The following is a 15,534-nucleotide window of genomic DNA, read 5'->3' as shown; positions in this document are numbered from 1 at the left end:
TCGAATGAAGTTTATCCACACCTCAGATTGGCATCTTGGTCGACAATTCCACAACGTATCACTACTCGAAGATCAACAAGCAGTACTCGAACAACTGATTAACTATATTGAACGCAACCCCGTCGATGCAGTTGTAGTGGCGGGAGATATCTATGACCGTTCGGTGCCACCAACGGTTGCAATAGAACTGTTAAATCGAGTCGTGAAACGCATTTGTACCGAGTTAGAAACACCAATGATATTGATATCTGGCAACCATGATGGTGCAGAAAGGTTAGGTTTCGGCTCAGAGCAAATGAAAAATGCAGGTCTCCATATTGTTAGCAACTTTGAAGAGATGCTCACTCCCATCATCATAAAAACGGACTCTGCGGACGAGGTCGCGTTTTATGGTATGCCTTATAACGACCCTGAACAGGTCAGGTTTGCCTACAAAGCCTCGGTATCCACTCATGATGAGGCTCATCAATTGCTTGTTGAGCAAATTAAAGAGCGCTTTATCTCTAAGCAAAAGCGCGTGCTCGTGAGTCACTGTTTTGTTGATGGGGCTATCGAGTCAGACTCTGAACGACCATTATCTATTGGTGGTTCTGATCGCGTGAGTCATGAACACTTCTTAGATTTTGACTACGTCGCACTTGGTCATTTGCATCAGCCTCAAAAGAAAGGCGCAGAGCATATCCGTTACTCTGGCTCTCTCATGAAGTATAGCTTTGGTGAACAGAACCAGAGAAAAGGTTTCACGTTAGTTGAACTGGACAAGAAAGGATTTGTTTCTGCAGAGCATATTGATCTTACGGCTCCTCATGAAATGCGCATTGTAGAGGGCGAGCTGGATAAAGTTATTGAGCAAGGCAAAACAGACCCTAAGAATGAAGATTATTTGTTAGTTCGCTTGATGGATAAACATGCGATTTTAAACCCAATGGAAAAACTTCGTTCAGTGTATCCAAACGTTTTACACCTTGAGAAACCTGGCATGTTAATTGGGGTAGAGCAGGAAATGGCGCAAGCAAAGTTGGCGCGAAGCGAAATTGATATGTTCCGAGATTTTTTTATTGAGGCGCAAGATAGCCAGTTGTCTAAAGAGCAAGAGCAAGCTGTTACTGACATTATTAAGCAATTATCACAGCAATAGGGACCAAAGATGAAACCAATTAAACTAACCATGCAAGCCTTTGGTCCGTTTGCAAAAACTGAAATCATTGATTTTGAGAAGCTTGGCAGTAACCCTCTATTTTTGATTAATGGTCCTACAGGTTCCGGTAAAACGTCGATCTTAGATGCCATTTGCTTCGCCCTTTATGGTGAAACCACAGGTAATGAGCGACAAGGTATTCAGATGCGGTGTGACTTATCCGCGCAAGATTTACCAACCGAAGTAGTTCTCGAATTTTCGTTACACGGCAAACAATACCGAGTTGTTCGATCCCCTGAGCAGGAAGCGCCCAAGGCCCGTGGTGAAGGGATGACGATTAAAAAGCACACTGCGGCTCTTTATGAACTCGGTGAGACTGAAACGCTTATCACCAGCAAGACGACTCAGGTTAAAACTGAAGTTAGCAATATTATTGGCTTGAATGAAACTCAATTTCGTCAAGTTATGGTGTTGCCTCAAGGAAAATTCCGAGAACTGTTGCTTGCTAGCTCTAAAGAGCGTGAAGAAATTTTTGGCCAGCTCTTTCAAACTGACATATATAAAAAAATTGAGTACGCGCTCAAAGATAAAGCGAGTGCAATTAGTAAAGCGAAAGGCGAATTTGATAATCAAATTCGAGGTGCTTTACAAGTTGCAGAAGCGAGTTCTGAACAAGAGCTATTACAACAACTGGAACAAGTAACTAAGCAATTAGAGTCTGATAAAAAGAATGAGCAAGCAGCGTTAGATAAGCTCAATACTGCTAAATCTGAATTGCAAAAAGCGGAAACCTTGAATGGAGAGTTTTCGAAACGAGAGCAAGCAGAAAGCGCACTCAAGCTGCATCTAGAACACTCAGATTCGATAAAAGCTCGTCAACAGCAATTAGAAAACGCTAAAAATGCCAATAAGATAGAGTTGCCCTACATCTCATTACAAAATGCAAAAGCTCAAACGCAAGAGCTTAGGCAAAAAATCGTAGCTTTGAAAGAGAGTCTCGAAAAAGCTAATGTCGTTGCGAGAGAACAAGAAAACTTGCAGCAAAGTGCAAAAAAGGCAGCGGCAAAGGTCCCGCAGTTAACGCAACTGCAGTATCAACTTGAAAGTATGAAAAACAAGTTGGTCGAGAAAGACAATTTGGAAAGTAAAATAACGGCGGGTTATCAACAAAAACAACAATTTGAAGCAACGTTAAAACAGTACATAGAACTAAAAGATAAGTTAACGTTACAGGCCCAGCAGGGACAGAAGGAGCTAGAGAAAGCACGAGTTGATGTTGCGCTTATTGGCAGCATCGATGCGGAAATAAAACAAAAACAACGGCTGTTACAGGATCTACAAAAGCTGCATGATCTTACTTTAGAGCTCTCTAAACTCAATGCGCTAACTGTAGGCAAGCAGCAGTCACTACACGAAGCCAGTCAGCGCTATATGCAGCGTCAACAAGCCGCTGATACGATAGAGCTTAAGTGGCACAACGCTCAAGCGGCAGTATTAGCGCAGCGACTAAAAGCAGGTGAAGCATGCCCGGTGTGTGGTAGCGAAACGCATCCTAACCCCGCAACGTTTGTTGAAGAAGCCGTTACAAAAGAGCAAGTTCAGGCGGCTAGAGCGAAAGAGCGAGAAGCTCAAACCTTGTTGAACCAACTAAGCAATCAGCTAGAACAACATAACGTTGTCATTAGTCAGTATCAGAATCAGTGTAACCAGTTGAAAGAGGAGTTGGGTGAGTATGCTACATCTGATATCTCGACGGTTCAAAATGATTTGCAAGCGATCAATGCTCAACTCCTACGTCTACAAGCTATTGATATTGAAAAGCTAGAAAAGAACGTTGAACAGCTTAATCAACGCTGCGTCGTGGGTGAAAATAAAATTCATGAGCTGCAGAATCAAATGGCGGCAAATGAATCAACCGTTAAAGCGAACCAAGAACAATTGGCTCAATTACAAGCTTCTATTGACCCAAAATACAGTTCCGCTGACTTGCTTGAACGTGAAATTTTGCTGACAAACGAGCAAATTCTGAGTTTGAACAAAGGCTTAGAAAAGGCGCAAAACGCTTTGCAGCAAGCGATATTGGAGAAATCAAATGCGGAAAGTCACTTAGCGACGAACAAGCAGTGGTTATCTGAGTCAGAGCAAAAACTTAGCCAAGCAGAATTAGCGTGGAATGAGGCGCTACAGGCGAGTAAATTTGAGGATGAAAGCCATTATCTAAGTAGTCGAGTGGGAGATGATGAACTTCAAGCCTGGCAGCAAGAAATAGACAGTTTCAAACAGGCACAAACCAAGCTTGAGCAAACACTACATGATTTAAATCATGCATTGAAAGATCTTGAAAGGCCTAATTTGGAGTCGTTTAACGACAGGTTAACCACTCTGCAGGCGCAATATATTGAAGTAAGGAATCAACTTGATACCACACGCTCAATATTTGAACGTCTTGAAAAGGTTCGTAAAGATATTGCCGTGTTGCATGAGAAAAATAGTAAGTTAGAAGAAGAATACAAAGTCTTTGGTACGTTGTACGACGTTGCTAGCGGTAAAACAGGCAGCAGGGTTAGCCTACATCGCTTTGTTCTTGGTGTACTGTTGGATGATGTGCTGATTCAGGCCTCTCAACGCTTAAGCCTTATGAGTAAAGGGCGCTATATTCTTGCTCGAAAAACAGAGGGCTTCAAAGGCGCAGCGGGTCGCGGCTTAGATTTAATGGTTGAAGATGGCTACACAGGAAAAACGCGTGATGTTGCGACACTTTCCGGCGGTGAATCATTTATGGCAGCGCTTGCTCTGGCACTTGGTTTGTCGGATGTTGTGCAATCCTATAGTGGCGGTATTCGTTTAGACACTTTATTTATTGATGAGGGCTTCGGTAGTTTAGACCCAGAGTCTTTAGATCTTGCTATTCAAACGCTAGTGGACTTGCAACAGACTGGGCGCATGATCGGTGTTATTTCTCACGTTTCTGAGCTGAAAGAGCAAATGGCGCAGAGGATTGATGTTGAACCATCAAGACTTGGTTCAACGGTGTCGATTAAATCTCAATGTCGCTTCGCTGTCTAATTCAGTGACTACTGTTAGATCAAAAAGCCCCTATTGTTAGGGGCTTTCTGACTAAGTCGCTACTGTTCGCAAAAGTGGCCTTCTTTTGGTGATTGGGTAATCGCATATTCGCCATCAAGGTTGCGATAAACAATCGTGTTCCAAACAGAGCCATCATCCAATTCAAACTCAATAGCATAGTTGACGCCGCTAACGATTTGCGCGTGAACATTCAGTATTCGTTTAAACGACGCTATTGTGTCCATTTTCTTTAAAACAAAGGCCATTGCCTTTTGTGCATCAGGGGTCGCGTTAAACTCATTCCACCCACCTGGCATGTTTCCTTGTGCATTACATACATCTGCCGAGGTCGTTAATTGTGTCGTTTCGCTCGGCTTTTCCTGCTGACAACCTGCAAGTAACGCCAAAAGTGCACAAACTGACACTGTTTTTAATTTCATAACAATAACCTCTGTCTATAACGCAACGTATTATAGGAGGGTGATATGCCTACGAATGTCTATGTTGTGCAAAGTTTCTATATGCATAGGGTTAAATGCTGACAAAATGTACAAGCATGGTCAGCTTGTAAGTCAAAAATAGAGCAATCTTGTTATCGATTTGCTGAGATGACGAGGTTTCGGTGTTCAGCGCGCTATTGATGATGAAGAATTGTGATGTGTACCTATTAGGGCGATGGTGCGGCTTAGTGATCGATTTGTTATCTTCTAGAGTAAAATCAATCACTAATTAAAATTTAGGTGTTGTATGAAATCGATAAAAATATTTTTACTTTTGTCACTTGCAACTTTATTTGGTTGTACCTCGAAGCCGGATGGGGTGGAACCCGTCAATAATTTCGATTTAGAGCCATATCTAGGTAAGTGGTACGAAATTGCACGCCTAGACCATTCATTTGAGCGAGGCTTATCCAACGTTACCGCTGAGTATCAGGTTCGCGAGGATGGTGGGGTTAAGGTGATAAACCGTGGATATTCCGAAGAAGAGCGACAGTGGTCAGAAGCTGAAGGCAAAGCTTATTTTGTTGAAGATAAAACGGTTGGACACTTAAAGGTTTCCTTTTTTGGGCCAATATACTCTTCTTACATTGTTTTTGAGCTAGGTGAAAACTATAACTATGCGTTTGTTTCCGGTTACAACCACGACTATTTGTGGCTATTGTCTAGAACGCCTAACGTTGATGAGAAAGTAGTGGAGCGCTTTAAGTACGTAGCTAAAGAGAAAGGTTTCGCTATCGACGAGCTCATTTTTGTTGAACAAGAGAAACAAAGACAGCTTTAAGTTCATTAGCGTGGCTGAAAAAGCGGACAGAGGGGAAGCTTCCTAATTAAGAGCTCAGTTTGTCATTTCGCTTAACAGTAATTTGTTACCGCGTAACTTAATGTGGTCAAAATGGATATAGCCCCATCATTTGTGATTACTCGTGATGGGGCTTATATAAATTTGAGTGAGCGTCGAAAGGTTGATCTATCAACAAACGGTTATGGTTTACTTAATCAAACGAACGATCAGGGAACCTGGTGCTCGAATAGATTCAACATTGTGGCTAAGTACTGTGCCGCTTGTTGGGGCGGTGTAGCGTTTAATCTCAGCGCCAAAGCTGTCGTATTGAATCGCAAGAAGTTGGCCTTGCTCGACAAAATTCATCAAACTGACATGAGGCAGTACAAAGCCGCCGTGTGTCGCTTTCACACTGACGATTTCGTTTCCTTCCAAGCATGACGTAATAGGGTCCATATCACCTTCAACAATGTTATGCTTTTTCAGCACATTAAAAATGCCTGTTACAGTTCGGCTGATAAGTTCTTGCTCGGTGTATCGCCCCATACCTACTTCAACAGTAATACTTGGGACACCATGGTTATTCCAAACCGTTTCAAGGACGCCAGCATCTCCAGGATCATTTAAAATCGCATCAGGATTAATGAGGCGAGCCATTTCTAATGATTGCTCGATTCGGAAATCTGCAAACACGTAAAGTGGATAGGCCGCACCACTGGTTTGAGTGTGAAGGTCAATGGCTAAATCAGCATTTGGCTTGAGCAAATCATTCCACAATGCATATAAGTAACGTTGGGCCTCATTGCCGTTTTGGTCACCAGGAAAAAAGCGGTTTAAGTTTGCAGGAGACGCATCAGGGTCTGCGGAATAGAAATCGCGGCTGTGGTTTAGCATACCTGGCATGTTAATGGTTGGAACAATAGTGACAGTACCAGCGACTTCAGTGCCGATGAGCTCTCGAGCAGTTTTCTGCGCTGCTAACACACCATTGTACTCATCACCATGAACCCCTGCGGTAATCATGATTTTCTTGCCAGGTTTTTCACCTTTGAACACTAGTACAGGTAGGTGTTGCCACTGAGAGAGAGCATTCGTTGCGATGCGAAACCAAAACTTATGCTCGCCCGAATTTAGGTCTGCTACATTGAGAGATTGAATCACTTGATGACCCTGAATCACGTCATCGAGAAATTGTGTTGCCATTAAAGTTACCACTCCAAAACCATAAGCTAATCTAAAACCTTAGCGTCGTCATACCATGAATATTAATAAGGCGAGAACATGTCTCGCCTTAATTACCAATTGGTTTCGTTTTACGCAAAACCCATAATATGAGCTGCGATAACGACGATACTTGATAGGGTAAAGAGTAATAGAATAAATCGCCAGCAGAATTTTGCCCAGTCACCCCAGTCGATACGGCAGACACCAAGCGTTGCCATGAGAGATGCCGAAGTAGGGACGATAACGTTAGTAAAGCCATCGCCAAGTTGGAATGACAAAACTGCGACTTGGCGCGTAACTCCTGCAATGTCTGCCAGAGGGGCCAGTAGAGGCATCGTTAGTGCCGCTTGTCCGGAGCCTGAAGTGACAAAGAAGTTGAAGATAGATTGGAATACATACATTAACCATGCTGCAGCTACGTCAGGAAGCCCACTGATCACGCCGCCAGCACTGTTTAGAATTGAGTTCAGTACACTCGCTTCATCAGTTGTACCACCACCAAGGATCAACAATACCCCTTTTGCACAACCCACTAATAGGGCAGGTGCAAGCATAATAGCTGCACCTTCTTTAAATGCATCAGCTGCGCAGTTTAGCGTCATACCGTTCAGGCGGAAAATCGTACCGATGATCGCGACAACAAAGCCCATAGTGAAAAATTGAGACGCGATTTCTGGGATGTACCATGCGTTAGCGACTACGCCCCAAACGACCCACACCGTGGTCGCAATAACCGTAAGGATAACGAGTGTGTCACCTAGGTTCCAACGAGAATCTTGATTGCCAAGCTCTTGCTGACGGAAATACTGGTCTGTGCGATGGCTGTAAGAAAGTTTAGGATTTGACTTCACACGAGCGGCGTAGATCATTGTGAAAGCGATACCGATTAACGTAAAGCCAGCCCATAACCCCATGCGTACTGTCATGCCGGATAAAACAGGTACACCCGCAATGCCTTGCGCAATAGCTACGGAAAAAGGGTTCATCCAAGAAGTAGCGAAGCCAATTTGAGTCGCAACATAGGTAACCATTACCGTAGTGATACCATCATAACCAAGGCGAACCATAAGCGGCGCGATAATAATCGCAAACGCTACGGCTTCTTCACCCATACCAAATACCGCACCGCCTAGCGAGAACAGCAAAAATAGCACTGGAATGAATAGCGCTTCGTTACCTTTGGTCTTATCGATAAGGCGCAGGATACCGTTATCGATTGTGCCTGTGCGCATTACAACGCCGAAAGCACCGCCGATAACCAACATGAACATAATCACGCCGATTGCGCTGCCCCATTTAGAGCCAGAAACTAGCCCTTCGAAAGGGAAGTTCATCAGACCAATGCCACCACCAGAAGCAAACAGGCCAACCTTGTTGTAAACCAATTCACCGTTTTCGTCGGTTGCATAAGAGAAAGAAGAAGGATCGATAACTGTGCGAGTTTTTTCTGCACCGTCGACCATGTAGGTCACCTGTTGGCTATCAAAATGACCAGCAGGAATTAAGTAGGTAAGAATCGCAGCAAGAATACCAACAATGAAGATCAAAATGAGGGTATCTGGCATCTGCCACGACTTAGGGGTAGCAACCGAGTCTGCTGGTTGCGTATGTGTGTGAGACATAACTTACTTCACGTCAAATTCAATAAAGCATGAAATATCGATAAAATAGAATAAAAAGTCAATATTAATGCTTATGTTGAACTATAAATTCATCAAATATTTGAAGTGAAGTTAATTTGATTGTTTTGTGGTCAAATGTTGGGTTAATGTTTCAATATGCGTTGAGTTTGGATGATTCACGAGCTTTCATAGTCATCTACAGGTGATCTAATTACTTGATTTCTGTCTGTTCTGCATAAAAAGCAGCGACATCACGAAGGTCTTCATCATTTAACATTTTTAACTGTGCTGCCATCATTTCTGCAAGCGGCCCTTTACGCTCACCGGCTTGATAAGATTTCATTGCATTGTAAAGGTACTGAGAATTTTGACCAGCAAGGCTTGGATAGGTGTTGTTCGTTGCGATGCCTTTAACACCGTGACAATAGACACAGCTAGGTGATTTGATTTTACCTTTATCAGCATCACCAAACGGCTCGGCATGGATAGCGGAAGAGAAAATAAAAGAGATTAGAAGTACAAACCTGAGCATGGAGGTTATCTATTCGCTAAAAATCATGGCGATACAATAAAGCTTCCCCTTAGGGGAAGCTCAATGATCAAAATCAAATTAAAGTAGAGATTTTATACTTGATAAGAAAGTGTCGATGTCTTTCGCTGAAATATCTTTATGAGTTACAAAACGAATTGGATTTCCAGGGGTTATCGTGATGTTTTGTTCCTTTAGTTTCGCAGCGATACTTACTATGTCCACTTGAGGATCAAGCTTCGCGAACACGATGTTCGTTTGAACAAATTCAGGGTTGACTGAAAAACCAGGCAGTTCTGCTAAACCTTCCGCTAAGGTTTTTGCGTTGATGTGGTCTTGTTTTAGCTGTTCCACTTGTTCGGTAAGGGCAAGTTTGCCTGCTGCGGCAAGAATACCCGCTTGACGCATACCACCGCCGACCATCTTTCTTAAGCGACGTGCTTTTGCGATGTAGTCTTTGCTACCAAGTAGTAGCGAGCCAACAGGGGCAGCCAGACCTTTCGACAGACAGATCGTCATTGAATCAAAGTACTGACCGATCTCTTTTACCGGAACATCAAGTGCAACGGCTGCGTTAAAAACGCGAGCGCCATCTAGATGCATCTGCAAGTTATGTTTATTCACGAAGTCACGTGCTTCTGCTAAGTAAGACAGAGGTAGTACTTTACCATTAATTGTGTTTTCTAAGCTGAGAAGCTTAGTGCGAGCAAAGTGACAATCATCTGGTTTAATCGCAGCAGCCAGTTTATCAAATGGTAGCGTGCCATCTGGGTTATTTTCGACTGGTTGAGGTTGAATTGATCCCAAAACCGCCGCGCCACCAGCTTCGTATTTGTAGTTATGTGCTTGTTGCCCACATAGATATTCATCTCCCCGCTCGCAATGCGCCATTAAACCGAGCAGATTGGCTTGAGTGCCTGAAGTGGTAAACAAAGCTGCTTCGAAACCAGCAAGCTGCGCAGCAAATTTTTCAAGCTCATTGACCGTAGGGTCATCACCATAAACATCATCCCCAACGGGGGCCTTAAACATGGCTTCTCGCATGGCTTGGGTGGGCTGTGTAACGGTATCTGATCGAAAATCCATGAATGTCTCCTTGGTCAAAGTCCTAAATATATCCGCAAAGGCGCGCTTTGCTTAAGCAAGCGATCGTTTTGGCATCGGTGATCGTGCCATCGACTATCTTTTCTTCGAGTTGCTTGATTGACAAGGTGACGACCTCAATCACTTCGTCTTCATCGCACTCGTAACGGTTTGTTTTGTTGAGCTTTTCGGCAACAAATAGATACTGTATCTCATCACAAAATCCGGCAAGAGGGGTGACTTGGCCGAGAGACGTGAATTTCTCTGCACTAAACCCAGTTTCTTCCTCTAACTCTCTTTTGGCGCAGCAGAGTGGCTCTTCGTTGCCTTCTCTGGTACCAGCAGGAAGTTCCAATAGCCATTTATTAAGTGAAGGCCGAAATTGGTGGACAAGGACAATGTGACCCTCCGCTGTAATAGGGAGAATCACCGCAGCACCCGGATGATGGATTGTGGTGTGCGTAATTGCCTGTCCTGTAGGAAGCACAACGTCTTCTTCAATCAGAGAAATTTGCTTCCATTTATGAATTATCTTGCTCATGCAGTTATAAACCCTAGCTGTTACCGCATTTTTGACGTTTTTCGACATTAACCACAAATGGTGGGAAACAAAAGCAAAAAATACTGCAACACGACGAAAGCGTTTGCACTTTAAGTGAGCAATGTCTCATAAATGGAAACTTTGATTGCTTCGTCAAGAAGGGGAAAAGCATCTGCTATAAGGGGAATTCGACAAAATACATTTGTAACAAAGTTATAACAAGTGTATAAAAATGTTAACGCAATACCACTTCAGCAGCCGGAGAACGTATGACACAAACCTTATTTACCTCAAATGCCGAAAAAGCGCTTCTCTCAGAACGCATCAATAAATTGGCGAAAGCGTTAACGGATGGCGTTTATGAGCGTGAACATACGATCAAGCTCTGCCTTCTTGCTGCACTTGCTGGTGAAAGTGTTTTTCTTTTAGGTCCCCCTGGTATTGCAAAAAGCTTAATTGCCAAACGACTCATCCAAGCGTTCGATAACAGCAGTTACTTCGAATACCTGATGACGCGCTTCTCAACCCCTGAAGAGGTGTTTGGGCCACTGAGTATCCAAGAGCTAAAAGACAACGGCCGTTATGTTCGCTTAACTAAAGGGTATTTGCCAACTGCACAAGTCGTATTTTTGGATGAAATCTGGAAGGCGGGCCCTGCAATTCTTAATACATTGCTGACAGTGGTTAATGAGAAAACATTCAAAAATGGCAGCGATATCGAGCGTGTGCCAATGCGCTTGTTGGTATCGGCTTCCAATGAATTACCCGATGAAGATAGTGGATTGGATGCGCTCTACGACCGCATGTTGGTGCGTGTGTTTGTGAATCGAATTCAGAATAAACAAAACTTTAAGTCGATGTTGACTGTGGGCACATCGCAAGAGGCACAAGTACCAGAAGGCCTAGCGATAACTGATGAAGAATATCATCAATGGCAACAACAGCTCGACAAATTGACGTTAACCGACAATGCATTCGAAAAGCTTTTCCAGCTTAAAACGATGTTAGAAAGCAAAGTTGAAGCTCAGTTTGGTGATGTGGCCAATACCGATATGTATGTCTCTGACCGCCGCTGGAAGAAAGCCGTGAAGTTGTTAAAAGCGAGCGCGTTTTTTAATGGTCGCGATGAAATAAATCCGCTTGACCTTTTACTGCTGCAAGATTGTTTATGGAACAGTCCTGAATCGCGAGATGTGGTACGTGAAGTGGTTCAAGAGTTCGCCTTAAAACATGCATTTGATCAACAAGACGCGGAGCAGGAAATCGAGTACTGCCGTGAGTCTTTGGTTGATGTCCAACATGAACTAGAAGATGCCTACCGCATGACGTTAACGTCTGAAGCGGCCACGGGTATTTTGCGTAAAGAAACCATGCGCTTTGATACCTCTAAAGCCAAGATGTACAAAGTTGGCGCAGCCGTTAACTTAGTTAAATTGGTTGTCTTGCAAAGCAACATGTCGGTTTCAGAATCAGAAAAAGGTGATAGCCGCTGGGTTTATGTACCCAAAGATGAGTTAGATCGAGTCATTAAAGAGGGAAGCGGTGATGTGTATGGTTACGTCAATCAAAACACCAACATGTGCCGTTTACGATTTGATGTTGACGCGGCGAATAACCTAGTTATCCGTGATATCGCGAACCGAGGCATTTTGGTTAGCCTAGTGACTCAAGAAGGCTTGGATGTAGAGCTTTACCAAAAGTGGTTAACGCAGAGCGAAAAAGCCGTAAATCAGCTTAGTGAGGCAGAACACCATATGCGCAAGGTGAAAGCGAACTTTCATGATGCGCTTCCGCATAGCTTTGTTGATCCTGAACTACCCCGCCTTATGGAGTCGAGTCTACAACAGGTCAGTCAGAGACTTGAATCAATCCAAGCAGAAAGTGAAAAAGTTATCCAACGCTTTAAAAACTTAAATCAGTTTTTCTCATAAGGAGACGACATGCTAGGTGCAGACGGACTTAACCTCGCGCTGATGGTGGCCGACTCCGGCATCATCGATAGCGCAGTTAATGATTTGATGGCTCGTTCACAAGTCATGATGATGGCAGAAAACCGAGGTGTTAAATCTTCGGTCAAAGGTCACTTGTTAAAGTGGCGAGGCAGCGTCAAAAAACGGATCACCAAGGTATGTGAGACAGAGCGTTTCCAACAAGAGCTGTCTTTATATCAAGAGGTTATTCATTGGGATGAAGAGGCGTTTTTTGAAAACATCGAAGATGTGATTAAAAAGCTGGAATGGCACTCTGCGTTTTACATGCAAGCTCGCCGAATGATGGAAAAGAACAAAGGGATGAATAACCCTATGTTCCCTCATTACTTTTGTGATCAATGGTACAAAAGCCTCACCGATGCTATAAAACAAGCGCAAGTAAGCGAGCTTGAAGCCAATAAAGAAAAGGTGCTGAATGACCTGTATCAACGTATGGAAACCATGCGTAATATGGATAAAGTCACGGAGTCGGGTGACGCTGAAAGTGTAGGGCGCCTGTGGGATATGGCATCTGCCAAGTTGAGTAAAACAGACTTAACGGTGATGAAACGCCATGCTGAGTTTCTGAAGAAGCACCAAGGCTTGCAAGAAATTGCGGAGCAACTCGGTCGTATGGCGGGGCAAGTAAATGATCCTGAACTAAATCGTGCGCCCACTGAAGAACTTCAATTGGTCGAAGAGAAAAGTGATGAGGCGACGGATGATATTATCGGTATTCACGAAAGCGATGATCTAAATAAGCTACTTCCCAACGAAACGATGTTTTTGGCGTATCCTGAACTTGAAGTTGTGTTCTATAAACACTTAGTTGATAAACGGCTCATGAACTATCGTACACAAGGCAAATCGCGCACGTTACGTAAAGTTAAAGCTCACCGACCTGACCATAAAGCGGTAGATATCGAAAAAGGCCCCTTCATTGTTTGTGTGGACGCGTCCGGTTCCATGAGTGGCTTTCCTGAGCAATGCGCCAAAGCCATGGCTTATGCTCTGATGCAAATCGCACTAGCGGAGCAACGTGATTGCTATGTCATTATTTTTTCTACGGAACACATTACCTACGAACTAACCAAACAAGATGGTCTGCGCGAGGCGGCGGACTTTCTAACTTATAGCTTCCATGGTGGTACAGACTTAGAGCCAACTTTGATTAAATCTATCGACTTGATGAGCGGTGATAAATATAAAAACGCAGACATGGTAGTCATTTCCGACTTTATCGCGCCAAAACAACAAGACGAGTTACTGGCCAAAGTGGATGCGCTCAAAGCGAAGAAAAACCGTTTTCACGCGATTAGCTTATCGAAATACGGAAATCCTGCATTAATGTCGATGTTTGATCACACTTGGTCTTATCACCCTAATGTTGTGGGAAGATTGCTAAAAAGGGTCAGCAACTATTAAACGCCTTAATGTTTCATGGGACAAAACGAACTGAAAGCGAGATTTATATTGCTTCGTTTTAAGCCAATAAGATCGAACTTTGGTCGAATTGACTTAAAAGAAATCAAACGAACAGAAAATGAAATGTTTTTGTTTGACTATCTTCTCTCAATCCGTAAAGTAGCCACCAACGCAACGGGGTAGAGCCCTGAAGCGTAATAAAAAGGCGCCTTGGCAGAGTGGCTATGCAGCGGATTGCAAATCCGTGGACCTCGGTTCGACTCCGGGAGGCGCCTCCATTATTCTTTTGAGAGTGAATGGCTTTCGAGAATAAATGCGACACTAGCTCAGTTGGTAGAGCGCAACCTTGCCAAGGTTGAGGTCACGAGTTCGAACCTCGTGTGTCGCTCCAAATTATTCAGATATGGCCATGGCGGTATCTCGATGCCAAGTGCATCAACTTAAAACCAGCGAAAGCTGGTTTTTTTGTATCTGAAGACTGATAAATTCACACCATCTCTTTTTCATTACCTGTGAGCTTAGCAACCCCATCTCTGTCACGAGTTTCTGATATTAAGTGTGACCCGATGTTTCGCACCTCAGCCAATTTCAGTTTACAATACGGGCTTCCAAAGGATTTGACGAAGACGCATGAGAAATACCGACGATTACATCATTTTTTATCACTTGATCGAGCAAGGTTCATTCAGTGCTGCCGCGAGACATATGTCACTGACCAAATCGGTCGTCAGTAAACGGATTGCCAAGCTTGAACAAGAGCTTGGTGTACAGCTTCTCTACCGAACAACGCGAACGCTAACGTTGACTGAAGCAGGACGAGCGTTTTTTACTCATGCAAAAGCGGTTTATCAAGCGGTGGCAACGGCGGAAGAATCCATTGTGGGTTTAGGTAAAAACTTATCTGGAAACATTAAAATTTCGGTGCCTACTATCTCTGGTGAATTAATTCTTCCTCAAGTGATTAATGAATTTAATCAGAAATACCCAGACATCAATATCGATATGGATCTAGATAATCGTTTCGTCGATATCGTGAATGAACGTTTTGATTTGGCAATTAGAACGGGTGTGTTGCCAGATTCTAGTCTGATTGCAAGAAAGCTGGTGGATGCAAATTGGATCATTTGCGCGTCACCCCAATACCTAGCTAAACATGGCATACCTAAACAACCTCAAGCCTTGGCTAAACACAATTGTTTAGTCTATTCCTACCAAGAAACCGGAGCGCATGAGTGGGCGTTTAAAGATGGAGACGAGGTATATCAAATCACCGTCGACGGTAACCTCTGTACTAACAATTCTTCTGTATTGAGAAATGTGGCGCTGTTAGGGCAGGGAATCATCTATGTGCCGCGTGTATTGGTTTATGAAGACTTAAAGCAAGGCAGTCTGATTCAGTTATTTAAAGACGAAACAGCCAAATGTTTGGGTATTTATGCGGTGTACCCTTACACTCGTCAGCAACCAGAAAAAATTAAGATCTTTATCGATCATCTATACACAAGCTTTCAAAGTCAAAACCATCGATTTTAAGCCAATAACTCAACACCGATCGTTATGTTGGTGTTGAGCTTATGTTTCCATCTTCATTTCTAAGAGTCCTCTTAAATTTAGGAGCTTACGCTTCTCCTCGTTTTCTTCACTAATATTGATAA

At 43.4% G+C, this 15,534-nt stretch carries 12 protein-coding genes and 2 tRNA genes; 8 read left to right on the top strand and 6 right to left on the bottom strand.

Features of this window, described 5'->3' with window-relative positions; translation table 11 throughout:
* Positions 1–4 precede the first annotated feature (4 nt).
* Both R7044_RS14940 and R7044_RS14935 read left to right on the top strand, forming a co-directional pair.
* Positions 5–1,138, top strand: a complete 1,134-nt coding sequence (locus tag R7044_RS14940; protein ID WP_033907016.1) for an exonuclease SbcCD subunit D — start codon at positions 5–7, stop codon at positions 1,136–1,138.
* Between the two features lie 9 nt (positions 1,139–1,147).
* A complete protein-coding gene (locus R7044_RS14935) occupies positions 1,148–4,204 on the top strand; it encodes an AAA family ATPase (RefSeq protein WP_033907017.1) in 3,057 nt (1,018 codons plus the stop codon).
* A gap of 59 nt (positions 4,205–4,263) precedes the next feature.
* Here R7044_RS14935 and R7044_RS14930 read toward each other — a convergent pair whose 3' ends face one another.
* Positions 4,264–4,644 (bottom strand): cystatin domain-containing protein, encoded by a 381-nt coding sequence (locus R7044_RS14930; RefSeq protein WP_205391153.1) that lies wholly within the window; start codon positions 4,642–4,644, stop codon positions 4,264–4,266.
* Between the two features lie 307 nt (positions 4,645–4,951).
* Here R7044_RS14930 and R7044_RS14925 point away from each other — a divergent pair, with 307 nt between their 5' ends.
* Positions 4,952–5,485, top strand: a complete 534-nt coding sequence (locus R7044_RS14925; protein WP_005375974.1) for a lipocalin family protein — start codon at positions 4,952–4,954, stop codon at positions 5,483–5,485.
* Positions 5,486–5,692: 207 nt separating this feature from the next.
* Here R7044_RS14925 and R7044_RS14920 read toward each other — a convergent pair whose 3' ends face one another.
* The 5 genes from R7044_RS14920 to R7044_RS14900 all read right to left on the bottom strand — a co-directional run bounded on the left by R7044_RS14920 (position 5,693) and on the right by R7044_RS14900 (position 10,484).
* Positions 5,693–6,688, bottom strand: coding sequence for a succinylglutamate desuccinylase/aspartoacylase family protein (locus R7044_RS14920; RefSeq protein ID WP_054574303.1), 996 nt, complete (start codon positions 6,686–6,688; stop codon positions 5,693–5,695).
* A gap of 110 nt (positions 6,689–6,798) precedes the next feature.
* Positions 6,799–8,331 carry a putative basic amino acid antiporter YfcC gene (yfcC, locus tag R7044_RS14915; protein ID WP_225455654.1) on the bottom strand — a complete coding sequence of 511 codons (1,533 nt, stop codon included), beginning with the start codon at positions 8,329–8,331 and terminating at the stop codon, positions 6,799–6,801.
* A 211-nt stretch (positions 8,332–8,542) separates the two neighbouring features.
* A complete protein-coding gene (locus R7044_RS14910; RefSeq protein ID WP_005375977.1) occupies positions 8,543–8,863 on the bottom strand; it encodes a c-type cytochrome in 321 nt (106 codons plus the stop codon).
* A 78-nt stretch (positions 8,864–8,941) separates the two neighbouring features.
* Positions 8,942–9,946 carry a low-specificity L-threonine aldolase gene (ltaE, locus tag R7044_RS14905; protein ID WP_005375978.1) on the bottom strand — a complete coding sequence of 335 codons (1,005 nt, stop codon included), beginning with the start codon at positions 9,944–9,946 and terminating at the stop codon, positions 8,942–8,944.
* A gap of 22 nt (positions 9,947–9,968) precedes the next feature.
* Entirely contained in the window at positions 9,969–10,484 is a 516-nt protein-coding gene (locus R7044_RS14900; RefSeq protein WP_005375979.1) for an NUDIX hydrolase, read from the bottom strand.
* A gap of 269 nt (positions 10,485–10,753) precedes the next feature.
* Here R7044_RS14900 and R7044_RS14895 point away from each other — a divergent pair, with 269 nt between their 5' ends.
* The 5 genes from R7044_RS14895 (at position 10,754) to R7044_RS14875 (ending at position 15,412) form a co-directional block, all read left to right on the top strand.
* Positions 10,754–12,415 carry an ATPase RavA domain-containing protein gene (locus R7044_RS14895; protein WP_005375980.1) on the top strand — a complete coding sequence of 554 codons (1,662 nt, stop codon included), beginning with the start codon at positions 10,754–10,756 and terminating at the stop codon, positions 12,413–12,415.
* Between the two features lie 9 nt (positions 12,416–12,424).
* The gene (gene viaA / locus R7044_RS14890) at positions 12,425–13,879 is read left to right on the top strand and encodes an ATPase RavA stimulator ViaA (RefSeq protein WP_225455653.1); all 1,455 of its coding nucleotides are present in this window, start codon (positions 12,425–12,427) and stop codon (positions 13,877–13,879) included.
* Between the two features lie 204 nt (positions 13,880–14,083).
* Positions 14,084–14,157: transfer RNA gene (locus tag R7044_RS14885), tRNA-Cys, on the top strand.
* 37 nt (positions 14,158–14,194) lie between these two features.
* A tRNA-Gly gene (locus R7044_RS14880) sits at positions 14,195–14,270 on the top strand.
* Between the two features lie 239 nt (positions 14,271–14,509).
* Positions 14,510–15,412, top strand: a complete 903-nt coding sequence (locus tag R7044_RS14875) for a LysR family transcriptional regulator (protein WP_017633645.1) — start codon at positions 14,510–14,512, stop codon at positions 15,410–15,412.
* The last annotated feature ends 122 nt before the right edge of the window (positions 15,413–15,534 follow it).

The sequence above is a fragment of the Vibrio sp. 1402 genome (assembly GCF_033340275.1).
The sequence above is the reverse complement of the archived record's forward strand: the minus strand, read 5'-3'. Positions and strand labels throughout refer to the sequence as shown.